Origin of the sequence: Akkermansia sp. JRP_AM1, assembly GCF_049262625.1 — a bacterium.
GTDB lineage: Bacteria > Verrucomicrobiota > Verrucomicrobiia > Verrucomicrobiales > Akkermansiaceae > Akkermansia > Akkermansia massiliensis.
Genome location: NZ_CP118234.1, coordinates 2,606,569 through 2,623,532, shown reverse-complemented (window position 1 = coordinate 2,623,532; position 16,964 = coordinate 2,606,569). Strand labels below are relative to the sequence as shown.

Genomic DNA, 16,964 nt, shown 5'->3' with positions numbered 1-16,964 from the left:
AACGGAAAAAAATTATTTGCCCAGCAGGGACGTCCTGGTGTACAGGGGATAAACGGGAATGCCGCGTTCCTCAATCGCCTGGCGGCCGCCTTCCTCGCGGTCCAGCAGCACCAGGGCGGCGGCTACCTTGCCCCCTTCCGCCTCAATGGCGTCAATCGCCTTCAGGGTGGAGCCGCCCGTCGTAATGACGTCATCCACCACCACCACGGTATCCCCGGCCTGGAAATTGCCCTCAATGCGGCGTCCCCGGCCATGGTCCTTCGGCTCCTTGCGCACGGTAAACACCTGGAGCTTCTTTTCAGCCCCTTCCAGAGCGCTGGTCATGCCGACGGCCAGGGAAATGGGGTCTGCGCCCATGGTCATTCCGCCAATGGCCGCCACCTCCGGGAAACGGGGCAGAATCTCCTCCTGCACCAGCTTCCAGCCCAGCGCGCCCACCAGCGTGGCCCCCACGGGGTCCAGGGCGGTCATGCGGCAGTCCACATACAGGTCTGACACCTTGCCGGAAGCCAGCGTAAAGGTTCCCGTGCGCACGGATTTTTCCAGAAGAATGCTTTTCAGAAGGTCGTATTGTTCACTCATGGAGATATGGATGGATGAGGTGGTTGCGCCGTGTATAACAGATACCCCCGGAATAAGCAACGGATAACAGCATGCAAATCTTGACAAAAGGGCGGACAGGCTCCATAACCTGCCTGTCATTCTCCCGTTCCCATGAAACCCGGCATACTGGCATTAGCTTCTATCAGTTCCATTCTCGTTTCCTGCAATCCATATGGAAGGCCCCCCTGTTTGATAAAATCGCCGGGAAAATCCAGGGCGCGTCCAGCCAGGACAGCTACCTGTCCGGCGTGGGCGCCACCTCCGGCGTGAACACGGACCTGCCGCCGGAAGCCCGCCTGGGCCAGGGATACTGGGACCTGCCTTCGGGCATTCAGGGGAAAAGCACATCATTATTGACCTCAAGCAGCAGAAAGTCTTCTACTACGTAGGGGCCACGCTGGTGGGCGTCTCTCCCATGTCCTCCGGCAAGGAAGGCTTCGGCACGCCCAGGGGAACCTACAAGATTATCCAGAAGGACGCCAACTACAAATCCGGCACGTACGGCGTTCTGCGCAGCAAATCCACCGGTGCCGTCGTCAACGGGGACTATAACGCCAGGGCCGGCGGCGCGCCCGCAGGAACCTACTTCGACCCCGCCCCCATGCCCTACTGGATGCGGATTACGGGCGGCTACGGCATGCACGTGGGCTTTGTCACCGGATACCCGGTCAGCCACGGTTGCGTGCGTCTCCCGGCAGACATGGCCAAGACGTTCTTTGAACACACACCTCTCGGAACCAAGGTCACCATCCGCTAGCCCTTCCCGGCGGCTCCCTGCTCGCAGGGAGAAAAAGGCCCTCTTCCGGCTTCCTTGAAACGAGGTTTTCCCCTTCTTCCAGACGGGTGCCCGCGCTATGCGGACGCCATGGCACAGCTTCCGCACTCCGGAATTGACAAAAGGCTCCGGACCTCCTTAAATAAATGAGTCTTTGATCTTTTGATTCGTCATGACAGTACCTCAAACCCCTGCCCTTCCGTCCCATTTCAACATAGGCGGCTATAGAATCACGGCGCTTGTAGAAAGCGGTCCGGATTATAACCTGTACCAGGCCATCTCCCCGGAAGGCCAGGCCGTCCTGATACGTGAATTCTGCCCCCAGGGCCTCGTCACCCGTGACCTGGCTACCGGGGAATTGTCCGCGGCCCCGGAAAACCGGGCTCAATTCTCCCAGGCGCAGGAAGCCTTTGAAACCCAGTACTCCGCCAATGCGGAAGGCAAGCTGAGGGGCTTCGGTACCGTGCTCTTCCTTTACCCGCTGGCACAGCCGCAGGCTCAAGCTCCGGCACAGCCCCAGCCGGCCGTTGCCCACGCCCAGGCCCTGCGCCCGGCCAAAAAGCCGCAGCAGCCCCAGCTCCGGAAGCCGGTAATCGGCGCCGTCACGCCCGGCGCGCCGCTGCCCAAGGTAAAGCGTTCCGGCGGCTTCCCCGTCATCACGGTCATCGTTACCGGAATGCTCGCCCTCTTCGGCTTCCTGGGCTACCAGAATCCTCAAGGACAAAAAGGAACCCGTCGCCAAAACCGTGGCGCCCCCGGTAGTGGTTCCGCCCAAGCCCAAACCCAAGCCCGCTCCGCCCAAGCCGGAACCTGTGGTGGTTGCCCCGGAACCGGAACCCATCGTCGTGGCGCCTGAACCGGAACCTGAGCCTGAGCCAGAACCGGTCGCGCCCGATCTTTCCCCTCCCCGCAAGTCATCGCCATGGAAAAGGCGCTGCGGGAGGAAGCCATGGCCTCCAAGGGCAAATTTTCTGAAAAGCTTCTGGCTAAATACCCCCTTTACGCGGAAGCCTACGTGCGCGACTACGTGAAAAAGCGCGGCGGCACCTTCTCCCCGGACTTTGAAAAATGGCTGAAAAACACTAAGAACAACCGTGAAGTCTTCGCCATGTTCTTCCCGCCGGACCCCAGCGTCGCCACCAATGTGGCCTTCATGATTGATGAACTGGGCCTGGAAATGACGGAAAAATACAACCAGCTCGTCCTGGCCTTTGCGGTGGGACGCCGCGAATTCGGCATGGGCGCCTTCGACCTCACCCAGCAGGGCCGCTACATTGACGCCCTGGGCAAACTGAACGGCTTGAGGTCCTCCGGCGTCATGCCTCCGCCCGCGGACCTGTACTGCGCCGGCAAGCCCCCTGTGAACTGGTACGGAAACGCTCCGCGCACGGTGGATGAAGAATGCTACAAAAAGGTGGAAGCCTACCTGGACCGCAAGAAAATCACGCCCAAGCAGGCATGGATCAACAAATACCCCACGGTCTCGGAAATAGGGGACACCGCCATTACGGAAGGCAACCTGGCCGGCTTCCTGCACGAATACCTGTACCGCCACGGCCAGCTGAGGCGCAAGAGGGACCCGTTCCCCACCCCGGTGGAATTCTTCACCTACCTGGTGGACAAATATGAAAACTGCAGCAAGCTGCGGGACGTGGACCACAAGCGCGTGGAATGGACCGGCGTGTCCCTGGAAGGAACGCCCTGGCCGGCCATGATGGCCCTCTCGGAAACGCGCCCCCTGCGGGAATGCGACAGCGTGTGGGAACGCTACATGGGCCAGCGCGGCCCGACGCGCCTGTGGCTGTACGGCCCCTACCGCATGGATGACGACAAGGAGCCGCCCATCCTGTTCAGCTTTGACCCTGATCCGGAATGGTCCCGGGAATCCAATGAACGCAAGCTTCATGAAGGCGGCGTTTGCGGCACCATGTCCCTCATCTCCCGCAACTCCCAGATTGCCCGCGGCATCCCCGCCGCCCCTGCCGGACAGCCCGGCCACGGCAACCTGATGACCACCAACTTCAACGGCAACGGCTGCTGGCTGAGCGTGGGCCAGAGCGTAGACACCCTGAAAGCCACCACGGGATTCTGGTACTTCCGGGACTCCAAGGCGCCGCGCACCGGGAATGCGGAATACCAGTCCGGACTGGCCCTGTCCATGAACATCGACTACGAGAAATTCATCGACAGCCGCTTCGCCATGAACATCTACAAGCTCGCGGGCGCGAACTCTTCCACGGAAGAGGCTCAAGACCCCTCCGGCACGCTGCCCAGGGAATTCACGCAGACCGCCATGAGAACCGTTCTCAAGGCCAACCCGTTCTACACGGAAGCCTGGTACACGCTCTTCAAGCAGGCTCCCCAGGACCTCATGGGGGCCACCAAGATGGTGGATGAAGTACGTGAGGCCCTTCCGGACGGCATGGGCATCAGAAAGCTCTGGAAAACGCGCAAATACGTCTCTTCCGTAGGCCGCGGGGACAAAAACGGCAAGGAAATGCTGGCCAACCACGCCAAGGAATACGTCAATGTGCTCTGCTCCGTGATTCTGGAAAACGCCCTGAAGCAGGAACATGACTACAAGACCTTCCAGTGGGCGGACCTCATGTCCTGGCTCAAGTCCGAGTCCAAGCGCAACTCCTACCCGGAACCCCAGGCCGCCTACCAGATAGCCTATGCCAAGGCCCAGGGCACGGACAGGCTCAAGAGGACCGTGGACAGGGGCTTCAAGAAAGCCCTCAACTTCTACCGGGATGAAAACAATGCCCTGAACGCTCCCAAGGACGTGGATCAGGAGGAAATGTCCTTCTCCCTGGACGCCCTGTGCCTGGCCCTGCCCAAGGAGGAACTGATCCCCTGGATGAAAAACATGGTGGACACCTGCCCGGACGGGTTCAGGTACAAGCCCAAGAACAAGAAGGAAACGAAAATTCACCCCTTCTACAGTGCCCTGACGAAGAACTACATGTCCCTGGCCGACGGTACGGAAAAATCCCGCGTCAAGAAGGAGATGAAGGACTCTTCCGCCAGGATTCTGGAACTCTCCCAGAACAAGAAGGGCGACGGGGAAGGAACCTCCGGACGCCGCCGGAGACGCTGATTCCCGCCGCACCCCGTGCATCTTTACGTCCACATCCCCTTCTGCCACCGCATCTGCCCGTACTGCGCCTTCTTCAAGCACACGCCGGCCTCCACGGACATGAAGCTCTTCATCCGTGCGCTGGGGCGGGAGGTGGAATCCCGCGCCGCCGCCCTGTCCACGGACCGCGGGGGAAACGGCCACGCTCTACTTTGGGGGGAACGCCTTCCATGCTCTCGGACACGCACCTGGGACGCCTCATGGAAACCCTGGACCGGCTCGTGCCCGTAGACAGGCTGGACGAATTCTCCTTTGAGGCCAACCCCGCCACCTTTACGGAAAAAAAAGTGCGCTTCTGGCGTAGCCTGGGCATGAACCGCGTCTCCCTGGGCGTGCAATCCCTGGACCCCGGCATTCTGCATCTGCTGGGACGCGAACACACCCCGGAACAGGCCCTGCACTCCGTGGAAATGCTGAAAAACGCGGGAATGCCCCATATCAACATGGACCTCATGTTCGCCATTCCGGGGCAAACCCTCTCCACCTGGGAAGCCACCCTCAGGGAAGCCGTCCGTGCCGGAACGGACCATGTCTCCGCCTACAACCTCACCTATGAGGAAGACACGGAATTCTTCCGGAGCCTGCTGCGGGGAAAAAAGGCAGGATCCGGACGAAGACGCAGCCTACTTTGAACTGGCGGAACACATGCTGGAAGCGGCAGGCATGCAACACTATGAAACCTCCAACTACGCCCGGGAGGGCTGCCGCTCCCCCACAACATGGCGTACTGGAAGGGTGAGGACTACGTGGGCATAGGCCCCGGCGCAGTCAGCACCATCAACGGCATACGGTACTCCAACACGCGGGACACGGACGCCTACATACGCAGCACGCTGGAAAACGGCCTCCCCCTCTCCGAACAGGAACCCGTCACCGCGGAAGACTACCGCCTGGAACGCATTGCCCTGATGCTCCGGACGGATGAAGGGCTGCCATTGAAATATATCCTTCCGGAATCCCGCCCCCTGCTGGAACAATACCGGGAACTGGGCCTGGCGGACATTTCCCCGGAACAAAGGCTCATCCTGAAAGGCCGCGGCCGACTGCTCGTGGACGCCATTGCGGCGGAACTGTGCTGACGGAGGGGATTTTTCTTCTCAAAAGGCTGCGGTTCCCGGCATCCATGGAAGCCGGATGTTGAAATAATCAGGCATGAGCCATATTATTCTTGGCATTTCAATATCCAGAGGATATTCTGTCCTATAGACAATGGTGTCTGCGTATTCGGATTTTAACTTCTAATCCCGGCTCTTCGGGAATGCATTTAAGAATAATCAGATCACTTGTCTTTTGATCATATGAACACAAAAATGTACGTAGGGAATTTGTCCTTCAATTCCACCGAACAGGACCTGAGGGATTTGTTTGGTTCCCATGGCGAAGTGACTGAAGTATTCATTCCAACCGACCGTGAATCCGGAAGGCCCAGAGGTTTCGCATTCGTCACCATGGATTCCACCGATTCCATGAACGATGCCATTTCCGCCCTGAACGGAAATGAGTTTCAGGGTCGCCCCCTGGTTGTCAATGAAGCCAAACCGCAGGCCAACACAGGCGGCGGCGGTGGAGGCGGTTACCGTGGCAATGGCGGCGGCGGCAGACGCGACAACAACGGCTATGGCCGCAACCGCCGCTAACAGCGGTAAAATTGCGGGAAGAACATTCGCTTCTTCCTGATCACCACACTTCCAGTAAGGCCCGGCGCTTTCATGCTCCTGGCCTTATTATTTATACAAGGCTTCCCGGGAAAGGCCATTCTCCGGGAAGCCTCTTTTTATGGCTGCATGGAATCCCGGAGCGCTGCCTGCCCCGTGCGGCCTTTCATCAAGCCAGCCGCTTCACCGGACTATTCCTCACAACGGGAATGTCCTCCCCCCGTTCAATCTATCTGGAACTGGCGCGCCATTTTTTTCAGCCACCAGTCCCGGTGCCGCATTTCATCCCTGCTGCGTTCCAGTTCCCGGAGCTCGCTGCCGCGCAGCCCTCCCTTCATGTACCGTTCATCCAGCTTGCGCGCCTCCACCCGCGTATCCTTCCGCAGGGCCTTGTAAAACTGGGCTCCCGTTACCAGCCCGCTGGCGGCTCCCCCTGGCCCACCAGGTTCATGTAAAGCTTCCTCAGCCTGTTGTAATCCTCCACCACCCGGTTGTATTTCAAAGCGGCGTACTGGTAGCGTTCCTTCCAGTCCTCCGGACCGGGATTGACCAGGCGGTCCTCCACGGAGCCGGGTTCCGGCGCGGGAGCCGGGGAGCCTGTCCGCGGGAAGGCAGCGGCGTAAGCGGCGGAGGCTGGGGAACGGGGCGACGGCTCGTCCCGGGAATGCCATTGCCCGTCATGGAAAGGGGGGAACGTTCCGTCAGCAGGCTGTCCATGCGCATCTGCTCCAGCGTTTCCAGCAAATGGGCACGCTCCTTTTGCAGGGAAGCATTCGCATCGCGTTCTTCTGAAAGCGACTCTTTCAGCGTCCGCATGCCGCCGGACATTTCCGAATAAATCAGCGCATACGCCCCGATGCACCCCAGCAGAAAGCCCAGGCCCAGCATGATTCCCCTCTCCCGCCACGGTCCGGGACTGCGTTCCGGAGCCGGTTCCGGAACGTCCGGCTCCGGCTCATGGGAAACAGTCAGGTAGTGTTCCAGCGGGCCCTCGTCAGGCATGGGCTTGATTCAGGGTTGGGACGTGAAAATGCCGGTTCAGCCCTGTTCCGGGCGGATGCTGTCCGCGCCGAAGTACGGCACGAGCGCTTCCGGAATGCGGATGGAGCCGTCCGGCTGCTGGCAGGTTTCCAGCAGGGCTACGTACAGGCGCGGCAGAGCCGTGCCGGAACCGTTCAGGGTGTGGCAGAACTGGTTCTTGCCGTCCGCGTCCTTGTAGCGCAGGCGCATGCGGCGCGCCTGGTAGTCCGTAAAGCAGGAGCAGGAGGAAACCTCCAGATACTGCCCCTGGCCCGGAGCCCATACTTCAATGTCATACGTCTTGGCGGAGGAAAAGCCGAGGTCGCCCGTGCAAAGTTCAATCACGCGGTAGTGAAGCTCCAGCTTCTGAAGAATGGATTCCGCATGGCTGCGGAGCACTTCCAGCTCCCGGAAGGAGTCTTCCGGCTTCAGAATCTGGACCAGCTCCACCTTGTCAAATTGGTGGACGCGGATCATGCCGCGGTTGATGCGTCCGGCGCTCCCGGCTTCCCGGCGGAAGCAGGGCGTGTACGCGGCCATCTTGATGGGCAGCTCGCTTTCCTGTAAAATGGTGTCCCGGTACAGGTTGGTCACGGGCACTTCCGCCGTGGGAATCAGGAACATCTGCTGGTCTTCCGTGCCGTACATGTCTTCCTCAAATTTGGGGAGCTGCCCAGTGCCTTCCATGCACTCCCGCTTGACCACAAAGGGAACGCCCACTTCCTGATAGCCGTTCTCCCCGGTCTGCGTGTCCAGCAGGAAGTTGATCAGGGCGCGTTCCAGGCGCGCGCCCGCCCCACGGTATACCACAAAGCCGGAGCCCGTGATCCGCGCGCCGTCTTCAAAGGAAATCATGCCCAGGTTCGCGGCCAGCTCCACATGGTCCTTCGGGTTCTCAATGGCGGGTTTCTCTCCCCACAGCTTGACCTCCGGGTTGGCCGTTTCATCCGCGCCCACGGGGCATTCCGGATGCGGCAGGTTGGGAATGTTCATCAGCAGGGAGGTGAGCTGGGCGGAATTCTCTTCCGCCAGGCGGTCCAGCTCCCGGATGCGGTCCCCGATTTCGCGCACGCGCGCTTCAATGGAGGAGGTGTCCTCCCCCTTCTTCTTGAGCATGCCGATCTGCTTGGAGGTGGCATTGCGCTCGGACTGCAAGGCCTGCTTTTCCGTCTCGGCATTGCGGCGCGCTTCATCGCACGCCAGAACGTCATCAACAAGCTTCCACGCGTCTCCGCTGCGGGGCTTCAAACGCGCTTTCACTTCTTCCGGATTTTCTCGTATTACACGGATGTCGAGCATAACGCGCACAGCTTGCACTCCATCCCTCCGCCACGCAAGCCAAATGAACGGACTTTCATGGAAAAACTGCACCTGCAATAACGTGCCTTTTACTCCGGCGCGGCGCGGTTACTGCGGAAAAACACGCCGGGAGCGCCGCATGCCATGAAGCGCTCCCGGAGGCTTTTTGATGATAGCTGGAGAGACAGCGGAAGATTTGCTGAACAGTTTCCGGAAACCACTGTTTTTATGCGTTTTCCCTGGATGCGGGAGTATTGCAAGAAGGGGCAAAAGGGGAATTTTTCTCCGTTTTCAGCAAGTTAATTCCCTTTCATTTTTATTTGTTCTTGAAGAGTTCAAACGGCAAAGGGTAGTGTAGGAGCACTATGCAACAAACCGCACGCGCCGCTGTCCTGACAGCTCCCAAGACATTTGAAATCCGTGAATACCCCATTCCCGCCATCGGGGATGATGAAATGCTGATCAAGGTGGAAGCCTGCGGCGTTTGCGGCACGGACGGCCACGAGTACAACCGGGACCCCTTCGGCCTCTGCCCCGTGGTGCTGGGCCATGAAGGCACCGGGGAAATCGTCGCCATGGGCAGGAATATCACGAAGGACACGGCGGGCAATCCCCTGGCCCTGGGGGACAAGATCGTCACCTGCATCATCCCCTGCGGCACCTGTGACGCCTGCCTGAATACCCCGGCCCGCACCAACCTGTGCGAGAACGTGGGCGTGTACGGCCTGATGCCTGACGACGACGTGCATTTGAACGGCTACTTCGGGGAGTACCTGGTCATCCGCAAGGGTTCCACGTTTTTCAACGTTTCCGGCATGACGCTGGACCAGCGCATTCTGGTGGAGCCCGCCGCCGTGGTGGTCCATTCCCTGGAACGCGCCAAGTCCACCGGACTGCTCAAGTTCAATTCCGTGGTGCTCGTGCAGGGCTGCGGCCCTATCGGCCTGCTCCAGATCGCCGCGCTGCGCACGCTGGGCATTGAAACCATCATCGCCGTGGACGGCAATGATTCCCGCCTGGAACTGGCTAAGGAAATGGGCGCCGCGCGCACGTATAATTTCACGCATTACGCGGACCTGGACGGCCTCCTTGACGCGGTGAAGAAAGATAACGGCGGCCGCCTGGCGGATTTCGTCTTCCAGTGCACGGGCGTAGGCAAGGCCGGGGCAAACGCCTGGAAGTTCGTGAAGCGCGGCGGCGGCCTGTGTGAAGTGGGCTTTTTCATGGACGGCGGGGAAAGCGTCATCAACCACCATTACGACCTCTGCAACAAGGAAGTGACCGCCGTGGGCTCCTGGGTGTATTCCCCGCAGGATTACCCGACCACGTTCGACTTCCTGAAGCGCGCCTACGGCATCGGACTGCCGCTGACCAAGCTGATTTCCCACCGCTTCAAGCTGGATGAAATCACGGAAGCCCTGGAAACGAACGTCCAGATGAAGGGCATCAAGATTGCCGTCATCTGCGACTAAGCGGAAACTCTTTTTCTTACCTCAACGCCGTTCCTCCGGGAGCGGCGTTTCCAGAGGGGAACGTCACTCATCCAATCCAGGGTAGATATCCTTCCAGTCCAAAAAACGCTCCGTATTGGGAGGAACAGTCATGATAGCCGCGACTTTTCTTTTCAATTGCACCAATGCGTCAGGGTCAAGAACCATGGGTTCGCTCACTTTAAGGTACGCCCCTTCCCGATGCACCTGTCTCTCCAGCGTCAAATATTTCTTGATGACGCCGTCGGAATCCAGGGCGGCATCAATGACGAAATGCAGCAGGAAGCCGGACTCCTGAAGGAAAAAATCAAATTCATAAATCCAGGAAAAACAGCAATTCTCGTCGTCTTCCTCCTTATCATCATTCAGCTCCCTTCTGGGGATTCCGGAATCATACAGACGGTTCAGTTCCTGCAAGAGGGACAGGATGTGTTCACGTCTCAACACGGTTACCTGGCACCCCTGCTTTCCCAGCATTCCCTGCCGACAATCGATGACTAATTCACGGCACTGTCCTTCCATGGCAAGAAGCACTTCCACGGCCTGCTCCCGTTGCCGGTCCATGGGTTCCCGCGAATACATGAGCTGGGTCTTCTACAGATTCACTTTCCCCACCGTTCCGTGATGCCGCCGTAGGAGTCTATGCGGCGGTCGCGGAAGAAGGGCCAGATGCGGCGGTGGTCTTCCAGCGCGTCCAGGTCCAGCTCCGCGTACAGGATGGCTTCATCGCTGACGGGGGCCTTGGCGACGATTTGGCCGTAGTAGTCCGCCACGAAGGACTGCCCCCAGAATTCGCTTTCCCCTTCCGTCCCCACGCGGTTGACGGCGCAGACGTAGCACCCGTTCGCCACGGCGTGGCCGCGCTGCACGGTTTCCCACGCGCAGTGCTGCTGTTCCCCCAGCAGGGGTTTTTCCTCCGGCAGCCAGCCGATGGCCGTGGGGTAAAAGATGATTTCCGCCCCCTGCATGGCCGTCAGGCGCGCGGCTTCCGGGTACCACTGGTCCCAGCAGATGAGCACGCCGATGCGCCCGAATTTGGTCTCAAACGCCTTGTAGCCCAGGTCGCCGGGGGTGAAGTAGAATTTTTCCTCAAAGCCGGGGTCCTGCGGAATGTGCATCTTGCGGTACATGCCCAGGAACGTTCCGTCCGCGTCCACCACCCAGGCGGTGTTGTGGTACAGCCCGGTGGCGCGCTTTTCAAAGCCGGAGGCCACGATCACCACGCCCAGTTCAGCGGCCAGCTTGCAGTGGGCTTCCGTCAGTTCTCCGGGAATGGGTTCCGCCAGGTTGAAAAGGTCGCATTCCTCTGTCCTGCAAAAGTATTCCGTGGTGAAGAGTTCCTGCGTGCAGATGATCTGCGCCCCATGGGCGGCGGCCTCCCGGATGGCGGCTTCCGTCTTTTCCTTGTTCACGGAGGGCCGGGCGTCTGCGGACAGTTGAATGAGTGCGATTTTCGGCATGCCCCTTCCTTACCCCGTTTCCCCTCCCATTCCAAGCAGGGAAAATGAATGCGGCGCGATTATTTGATGGAAAAGGGCATGAAAAGTGTTATGTACATGCAATATGGAACCCACCACCCCATCTCTGCCTGACGACGACGTAGCCGCCATTGACCGGCTCGGCGCCATTTACAAGGAGCTTTCCGCGGAATTGAGCAAGATCATCATCGGCCAGCAGCGCGTCGTGGAGCTGCTGAGCATCGCCCTGTTCTCCCGCGGGCACGCGCTCCTGATGGGCGTTCCCGGCCTGGCGAAGACGCTGCTGATCAGCTCCGTGGCAAAGACGCTGGACCTCAGTTTCAACCGCATCCAGTTCACGCCGGACCTGATGCCCGCGGACATCACCGGCACGGATATCATCCAGGATGATTCCGCCGGCGGCAAGCGGCAGTTTGAGTTCATCAAGGGCCCGGTCTTCGCCAACATCGTGCTGGCGGACGAAATCAACCGCGCCCCCGCCAAGACCCAGTCCGCCCTGCTGGAAGCCATGCAGGAGCGCCGCGTCACCGTCATGGGCCGCACCTTCACCCTTCTGCCTCCCTTCTTCGTGCTCGCCACCCAGAACCCCATTGAGCAGGAAGGCACCTATCCCCTGCCGGAAGCCCAGCTTGACCGCTTCATGTTCCTGATTGAAGTGGATTACCCCACGGAGGAGGAGGAAATGCGCATCGCCCGTGAGACCACCGGAAACCGCAGCGAGGAGCTCAAGCACGTCCTCTCCGGGGAGGAAATCATTTTTTACCAGGACCTGGTGCGCCGCGTGCCCGTCCCGGAACATATTTACGAGTACGCCGTGAAGCTGGTGCGCGCCACCCGCCCCTCCCTGGAGACTTCTCCGGAATGGGTGAAGCAGTACGTGGCCTGGGGCGCGGGCCCCCGCGCCGTCCAGTTCCTCATTCTGGGGGCCAAGACCCGCGCCGCCCTCCAGGGCAGCTACATCGTCCGCAAGGAGGACATAGACGCCATTGTGGAGCCCGTGCTGATGCACCGCGTGGTCACGAACTTCGCCGCGGAGTCCCAGGGCATCACGCCCCGCAAGGCCGTGGCGCGCCTGGCGGCGGAAGTGTGACCGTTCCGGCGTAATCCATCCCCTTTTCCTGCCCTCCCATGAAGTACCTGAACCACGACCTGCTCAGCCGCCTGGGGAATCTTCCCCTGGAAGCGCGCCACAGCATGACGGGGAACGTATCCGGCCGCCACAGGAGCGCCAACCGCGGCTCCTCCGTGGAGTTCGCGGAGTACCGCAAGTACGTTTCCGGGGATGATACGCGCCGGCTGGACTGGAAGGCGTATGCCCGGTCTGACAGGTATTACATCAAGGAGTTTGAGGCGGATACCAACCTGCGCGCCTACATCGTCCTGGACCTTTCCGGCTCCATGAATTACCACCCGGAGCAGGTGGAGTCCAAGTACCTGCGCGCGTGCAGGCTGGCGGCCAACCTGGCTTACATCGCCATCCGGCAGGGGGACGCCGTGGGGCTGAGCTTTTCCCGGCAGACGAAGGACGGAGCCACGCTGCATATCCCCGCCTCCCGCCGCCCTGCCCACCTGAACGTTCTCATCAGCCAGATGGATACGCAGTACCCCAAGGGGGAAACCGTGCTGGCGGAGACCCTGCATGAACTGGCGGAACGCGTCAGCCGCCGTGCCCTGGTGCTGATTTTTTCCGACCTGTTCACGGATACGGAGGAACTTAAAAACGCCCTCCGGCACCTCCACTTCCGCAAGCATGACGTGGCCGTGTTCCATCTGGTGGACCAGCTGGAAATTGATTTTGACTTTGACCGCCCCATCCGCTTTGTGGACATGGAGGGCGGCGGCTCCCTGATTACGGAACCGGATCTCATCGCGGACGAGTACCGCGCCATCGTGGCCGGCTACCTGGAGGAAACGCGCCGCATCTGCACGGACATTAACGCGGACTACCGCCTGGTCAGGACCGGGGACGCCTTGGAAGACGTGCTGACCGGGTTCCTGATGGGGCGGCAGAAGAAGAAAGCGGGCAGATAAGCGCCCGGCTGTCTCACGGAACGGTTGATTGCGCCGCGGAACGGGTGCAGGATTTCCCGCGCGCCTTCCGTGCCACCGTAAGCGGCAGTTTTCATTTTTTTCTCCTTCTCTTCCATCGTGGACGCACCCGTTAAAATGATCGTGGGCCTGGGCAATCCGGGCAGGACTTATGAAGATACCCGCCACAACGCGGGTTTCATGGTGGTGGACCGCCTGGCTGCCGGGTGGGGCGCCGTGTTCAAGACGGACAGGCAGCGCAAGTGCGAGCTGGCGGCCGGCCCCGGCGTGCTGCTGGTGAAGCCCGCCACCTTCATGAATGAATCCGGCCTGTGCGTGGGGCCCATGATGCGCTTCTTCAAGCTGGACCCGCGCAGCGTGTTCGTCATCCATGACGAGGTGGATTTTCCGCTGGGCGTCATGAAACTGCGGGAAAAAGGCTCCGCAGGCGGCCACAACGGCATCAAGTCGCTCATCGCCCACATGGGCACGCAGGAGTTCCCGCGCCTCCGCTTCGGCATCGGCCTGCCACGCGGCAAAGGGGAGATGATCGGCCACGTGCTGGGCAAATTCCGCCCGGAGGAACGCGAGCTCCTGGACGTGATGCTGGGAAAGGCGGCGGACGCCGTGCTGTACACCATGGAACACGGCATCACGAAGGCAGGCAACATTTTCAACGCCGTGCAGGACCATTAGCCGTCGGGACCGCCGCAAGCCCTTGCGGCATTAAAATATAAACGCGCGGGGAACGGACGCGCTTTTTCCTTAAAGCCGGCGCGTCCTGCGGACGCAGGATGATTCAGTAGCCTGCGGGGTTCCGGGAGATTCCCGGGACGCATGCCTTCTTTTTTCGCTCGCCAACAGTGTACGGTATTGCTAAACAAACGGGAATCCGCTAGGATTTTTGCACGTTTTTTCTCCTCCCAGGACAAATCCTGCTTCATCTTCATGGCTGAATTAAGTTCACAAGCTCCGCGCAGGCACATGCAGGCCAACAAAAGGCGCCAACCCAAGGCCAAGCCCAGGAAGCGATTCTGGAGCTTCATCCGGAAGCTGGCGCTGTGGTGCCTGGTTCTGGCCGCCATCGGGGGGGCCGTGGGCTACTTTGGCTTCATGATGGCCTGGAAACGCTATGACAACTGGGCGGCGGAGTTTGACCTGGAACGCATCAACGACCTGGAAAAGCCCAGCATCATTTACGACCGGAACGGGGAGGAAATAGGCCGCATTTATGTGGAAAACCGCAGCTACGTCACGCTGGACAAGATTTCGCCCGCCATGGTCAACGCGCTGATCGCCCAGGAGGACTCCCGCTTCCGGGAGCATCCGGGCTATGACTTCCTGGGGATTTTGCGGGCAGGCAGGGAATACATCCACAACAGCGGGGACGCCAACCAGGGAGCCTCTTCCATCACCCAGCAGCTTGCCAGAAACGCGTACGACCTGAAGAACCGGGCCAAGGCCAGGAATGAAGGCAGCTTTGGCCGCAAATTCGTGGAAATAGCGCTGGCGCGCCGCATTACGGAACGGTACAGCAAGGACCAGGTGCTGGAGTTTTACCTGAACCGCGTTTACTTCGGCAGCGGGTTCTACGGCATCCGCGCCGCCTCTCTGGGCTACTTCGGCAAGGAACCTGCGGACCTCACTACGCGGGAGGCCGCCTCCATCGCCGCCCTGATTAAAAACCCGAACGGCCTTTCCCCCCTCAATAATCCGGAAAGCAACCTGAAATGGCGCAACCATGTGCTCAACCGCATGGCACGGGAAAAGTACATTACGCCGGATGAAGCGGAACGCCTCTCCGCCATGGACCTGGGGCTCAACCCCAGGCCGCTGAAACGCGGCGTCTCCCACATTTACGACCGCATTTCCGCAGAGATTACCGCCTATCTGGGGGAGGACCGCGTGAATGCCGCCGGCCTCAAGATTTACACCACCCTTGACAGGAAGCTTCAGGAGGCCACCGGGAAATCCCTGGAACAGGCCCTGGAAAACATTGAAAAACGCCCCGGCTACCGCCACCAGAAGGCCGCGGACTACCACGGCGCCTCCGGGGACAAGCCGCGCTACCTGGAAGGAGCCCTGCTGGTGGTGGACAACCAGTCCGGCGCCGTCCTGGCCTACCACGGAGGCAGGGACTACACCAAGCGCCAGTATGACGCCATCAAGGACGGCGCCCGCCCCACCGGCACCGCCATCCTGCCCTTCCTGTACGCTACGGCCTTTGACACGGGCAAAAGCCCCGTCACCCGCATTCTGGACGACGCCATTGACAACCGCCTGACGGGCATCGGCGGCTCGGAAGGCATCCTGGGGGAATGGGGCGCGGAAAGCTCCAAAAACCGCTATGAAGGCATGATTACCGCCCACCGCGGCCTGTCCGCCTCCAAGATTGCCGCCTCCCTGCGCATGGGGATGGACATGGGCACATCCCCCTTCGTGAAAAAGCTCACGGACTTCGGCATCCGCAAGCCCGTGCGTGAAGCGGGCAGCACGGAGGTAAACCCCGTTTACCGCCCCAAGATTTTCGTGGGCACGGAACCCGCCTCCCTGAAGGAAATGACGCTGGCCTACACCGCCATCCCGAACGGCGGCTCCCGCCCGCAGGATATTTATTACCTGGACAGGATAGAGGATGAGGACGGCCAGTTGATCTGGGAATCCAACCAGGCCATTGAAACCCGGAACAACGCCCAGGTGCGGAAGGGGGCCACCTCCACCGCCACGGCCTTCCAGCTCCACAACATCCTGAATTCCTCCCTGAAAAACGGCTCCGCCCAGCGCGTGGCCCCGCATCTGCCGAAAGACTTCAAGGGGGGCGTGAAAACGGGGACTACGTATGACTTTGCGGACAACTGGCTGTTCGGCTATGACAGCCGCATCACCTGCGGCATATGGGTAGGCTTCCTGGAAGGGAAAAAACCCATTTACAACGGGGCCTTCTCGTCGGACACCTGCGCCTCCGTCCTGGGCGCCGCCGTCACGGAGGCGGAACGCCTCTTCCCCGCCGGGGAACTGGCCCCGCCCCCCAGCGTGGAACGGGTGGAAATCTGCCTGACCACCGGGAAGAGAGCCACGCACAGTTGCTATGACATTGACCCGGTGGACAAGAAATACCGCCGCCACACCATGTTTGAATACCTCCGCAAGGGGGATTCCAGCCTTCCCTTCTGCGACCTCCACGGGGAGGACATCTCCGCCCCCGTCTCACCCTTCACGGCGCAGAACCGCATCCTGCCCCTGCCGCCCATCCTGCCCACCAAGGCCATCCTCCAGGGGGACGACCCCTACCACACGGAGCTGAACCAGGGCCCCGCCAACCGCAACTATGAACTGCTGGGCGCGGGTGAAAACGTGCCGGAAGCCCAGGCCCTTTCCGCAGACCCCGTTTCTCCGGACCATACGGACACGAGCATCACGCTGCCCGCTCCCAAGCCCATCACCATCCCCGTTCCGGAATTCATCCACCTGTAACTC

19 protein-coding genes are annotated in these 16,964 nt (G+C 60.5%); 13 read left to right on the top strand and 6 right to left on the bottom strand.

Translation table 11 applies throughout. From position 1 onward, the window contains the following. Window positions 1-12: 12 nt before the first annotated feature. Entirely contained in the window at window positions 13-582 is a 570-nt protein-coding gene (gene pyrE, locus PVA48_RS12670; protein ID WP_022397339.1) for an orotate phosphoribosyltransferase, read from the bottom strand. A 71-nt stretch (window positions 583-653) separates the two neighbouring features. Here pyrE and PVA48_RS12665 point away from each other — a divergent pair, with 71 nt between their 5' ends. From PVA48_RS12665 to PVA48_RS12630, 8 genes are all read left to right on the top strand, one after another. Next, a complete protein-coding gene (locus PVA48_RS12665; protein ID WP_423231843.1) occupies window positions 654-992 on the top strand; it encodes a hypothetical protein in 339 nt (112 codons plus the stop codon). Window positions 993-1,003: 11 nt separating this feature from the next. Beyond that, window positions 1,004-1,360 carry a L,D-transpeptidase family protein gene (locus tag PVA48_RS12660; protein WP_423231842.1) on the top strand — a complete coding sequence of 119 codons (357 nt, stop codon included), beginning with the start codon at window positions 1,004-1,006 and terminating at the stop codon, window positions 1,358-1,360. 190 nt (window positions 1,361-1,550) lie between these two features. Continuing rightward, window positions 1,551-2,234 carry a hypothetical protein gene (locus PVA48_RS12655; RefSeq protein WP_423231841.1) on the top strand — a complete coding sequence of 228 codons (684 nt, stop codon included), beginning with the start codon at window positions 1,551-1,553 and terminating at the stop codon, window positions 2,232-2,234. A gap of 66 nt (window positions 2,235-2,300) precedes the next feature. Next, window positions 2,301-4,478 carry a hypothetical protein gene (locus PVA48_RS12650; RefSeq protein ID WP_423231840.1) on the top strand — a complete coding sequence of 726 codons (2,178 nt, stop codon included), beginning with the start codon at window positions 2,301-2,303 and terminating at the stop codon, window positions 4,476-4,478. 15 nt (window positions 4,479-4,493) lie between these two features. Continuing rightward, window positions 4,494-4,748, top strand: coding sequence for a hypothetical protein (locus PVA48_RS12645; protein WP_423231839.1), 255 nt, complete (start codon window positions 4,494-4,496; stop codon window positions 4,746-4,748). After that, the gene (locus tag PVA48_RS12640; protein WP_423231838.1) at window positions 4,718-5,149 is read left to right on the top strand and encodes a radical SAM protein; all 432 of its coding nucleotides are present in this window, start codon (window positions 4,718-4,720) and stop codon (window positions 5,147-5,149) included. The genes PVA48_RS12645 and PVA48_RS12640 overlap by 31 nt, the downstream gene beginning before the upstream one ends. Before the next feature lie 87 nt (window positions 5,150-5,236). Then, the gene (locus tag PVA48_RS12635) at window positions 5,237-5,596 is read left to right on the top strand and encodes a hypothetical protein (protein WP_423231837.1); all 360 of its coding nucleotides are present in this window, start codon (window positions 5,237-5,239) and stop codon (window positions 5,594-5,596) included. 219 nt (window positions 5,597-5,815) lie between these two features. Then, window positions 5,816-6,154 carry an RNA recognition motif domain-containing protein gene (locus PVA48_RS12630; RefSeq protein WP_102722486.1) on the top strand — a complete coding sequence of 113 codons (339 nt, stop codon included), beginning with the start codon at window positions 5,816-5,818 and terminating at the stop codon, window positions 6,152-6,154. Window positions 6,155-6,396: 242 nt separating this feature from the next. On the opposite strand, the gene PVA48_RS12625 is transcribed toward PVA48_RS12630, so the two are convergent. The 3 genes from PVA48_RS12625 to serS form a co-directional block, all read right to left on the bottom strand. Continuing rightward, complete coding sequence (locus tag PVA48_RS12625) at window positions 6,397-6,540, bottom strand: hypothetical protein (protein ID WP_423231836.1); 144 nt, start codon at window positions 6,538-6,540, stop codon at window positions 6,397-6,399. 130 nt (window positions 6,541-6,670) lie between these two features. Then, a complete protein-coding gene (locus PVA48_RS12620; RefSeq protein WP_423231835.1) occupies window positions 6,671-7,174 on the bottom strand; it encodes a hypothetical protein in 504 nt (167 codons plus the stop codon). A gap of 36 nt (window positions 7,175-7,210) precedes the next feature. Continuing rightward, window positions 7,211-8,491 carry a serine--tRNA ligase gene (gene serS / locus PVA48_RS12615; protein WP_102728100.1) on the bottom strand — a complete coding sequence of 427 codons (1,281 nt, stop codon included), beginning with the start codon at window positions 8,489-8,491 and terminating at the stop codon, window positions 7,211-7,213. 365 nt (window positions 8,492-8,856) lie between these two features. Here serS and PVA48_RS12610 point away from each other — a divergent pair, with 365 nt between their 5' ends. Next, complete coding sequence (locus PVA48_RS12610; RefSeq protein ID WP_102722488.1) at window positions 8,857-9,963, top strand: zinc-dependent alcohol dehydrogenase; 1,107 nt, start codon at window positions 8,857-8,859, stop codon at window positions 9,961-9,963. A gap of 63 nt (window positions 9,964-10,026) precedes the next feature. Here PVA48_RS12610 and PVA48_RS12605 read toward each other — a convergent pair whose 3' ends face one another. Continuing rightward, window positions 10,027-10,545, bottom strand: coding sequence for a hypothetical protein (locus PVA48_RS12605; RefSeq protein WP_102749256.1), 519 nt, complete (start codon window positions 10,543-10,545; stop codon window positions 10,027-10,029). A gap of 38 nt (window positions 10,546-10,583) precedes the next feature. Continuing rightward, window positions 10,584-11,441: a carbon-nitrogen hydrolase gene (locus tag PVA48_RS12600; protein WP_102722490.1), complete on the bottom strand. Its 858-nt coding sequence runs from the start codon at window positions 11,439-11,441 to the stop codon at window positions 10,584-10,586. A 103-nt stretch (window positions 11,442-11,544) separates the two neighbouring features. Between PVA48_RS12600 and PVA48_RS12595 the strand changes: the two genes are divergently transcribed. From PVA48_RS12595 to PVA48_RS12580, 4 genes are all read left to right on the top strand, one after another. Continuing rightward, window positions 11,545-12,549: an AAA family ATPase gene (locus PVA48_RS12595; protein ID WP_022397351.1), complete on the top strand. Its 1,005-nt coding sequence runs from the start codon at window positions 11,545-11,547 to the stop codon at window positions 12,547-12,549. A gap of 38 nt (window positions 12,550-12,587) precedes the next feature. Further along, a complete protein-coding gene (locus PVA48_RS12590; protein WP_102722491.1) occupies window positions 12,588-13,490 on the top strand; it encodes a DUF58 domain-containing protein in 903 nt (300 codons plus the stop codon). 117 nt (window positions 13,491-13,607) lie between these two features. After that, window positions 13,608-14,183 (top strand): aminoacyl-tRNA hydrolase, encoded by a 576-nt coding sequence (gene pth / locus PVA48_RS12585; protein WP_102722498.1) that lies wholly within the window; start codon window positions 13,608-13,610, stop codon window positions 14,181-14,183. A gap of 252 nt (window positions 14,184-14,435) precedes the next feature. Continuing rightward, window positions 14,436-16,961 (top strand): transglycosylase domain-containing protein, encoded by a 2,526-nt coding sequence (locus PVA48_RS12580; protein ID WP_180971473.1) that lies wholly within the window; start codon window positions 14,436-14,438, stop codon window positions 16,959-16,961. Window positions 16,962-16,964: the final 3 nt, after the last annotated feature.

Coding starts and splice junctions, on each gene's coding strand:
- pyrE (WP_022397339.1), bottom strand. CDS start 582: ATGAGTGAACAATACGACCTTCTGAAAAGCATTCTTCTGGAAAAATCC.
- PVA48_RS12665 (WP_423231843.1), top strand. CDS start 654: ATGCAAATCTTGACAAAAGGGCGGACAGGCTCCATAACCTGCCTGTCA.
- PVA48_RS12655 (WP_423231841.1), top strand. CDS start 1,551: ATGACAGTACCTCAAACCCCTGCCCTTCCGTCCCATTTCAACATAGGC.
- PVA48_RS12650 (WP_423231840.1), top strand. CDS start 2,301: ATGGAAAAGGCGCTGCGGGAGGAAGCCATGGCCTCCAAGGGCAAATTT.
- PVA48_RS12640 (WP_423231838.1), top strand. CDS start 4,718: ATGGAAACCCTGGACCGGCTCGTGCCCGTAGACAGGCTGGACGAATTC.
- PVA48_RS12635 (WP_423231837.1), top strand. CDS start 5,237: ATGGCGTACTGGAAGGGTGAGGACTACGTGGGCATAGGCCCCGGCGCA.
- PVA48_RS12630 (WP_102722486.1), top strand. CDS start 5,816: ATGAACACAAAAATGTACGTAGGGAATTTGTCCTTCAATTCCACCGAA.
- PVA48_RS12620 (WP_423231835.1), bottom strand. CDS start 7,174: ATGCCTGACGAGGGCCCGCTGGAACACTACCTGACTGTTTCCCATGAG.
- serS (WP_102728100.1), bottom strand. CDS start 8,491: ATGCTCGACATCCGTGTAATACGAGAAAATCCGGAAGAAGTGAAAGCG.
- PVA48_RS12610 (WP_102722488.1), top strand. CDS start 8,857: ATGCAACAAACCGCACGCGCCGCTGTCCTGACAGCTCCCAAGACATTT.
- PVA48_RS12605 (WP_102749256.1), bottom strand. CDS start 10,545: ATGGACCGGCAACGGGAGCAGGCCGTGGAAGTGCTTCTTGCCATGGAA.
- PVA48_RS12600 (WP_102722490.1), bottom strand. CDS start 11,441: ATGCCGAAAATCGCACTCATTCAACTGTCCGCAGACGCCCGGCCCTCC.
- PVA48_RS12595 (WP_022397351.1), top strand. CDS start 11,545: ATGGAACCCACCACCCCATCTCTGCCTGACGACGACGTAGCCGCCATT.
- PVA48_RS12590 (WP_102722491.1), top strand. CDS start 12,588: ATGAAGTACCTGAACCACGACCTGCTCAGCCGCCTGGGGAATCTTCCC.
- PVA48_RS12580 (WP_180971473.1), top strand. CDS start 14,436: ATGGCTGAATTAAGTTCACAAGCTCCGCGCAGGCACATGCAGGCCAAC.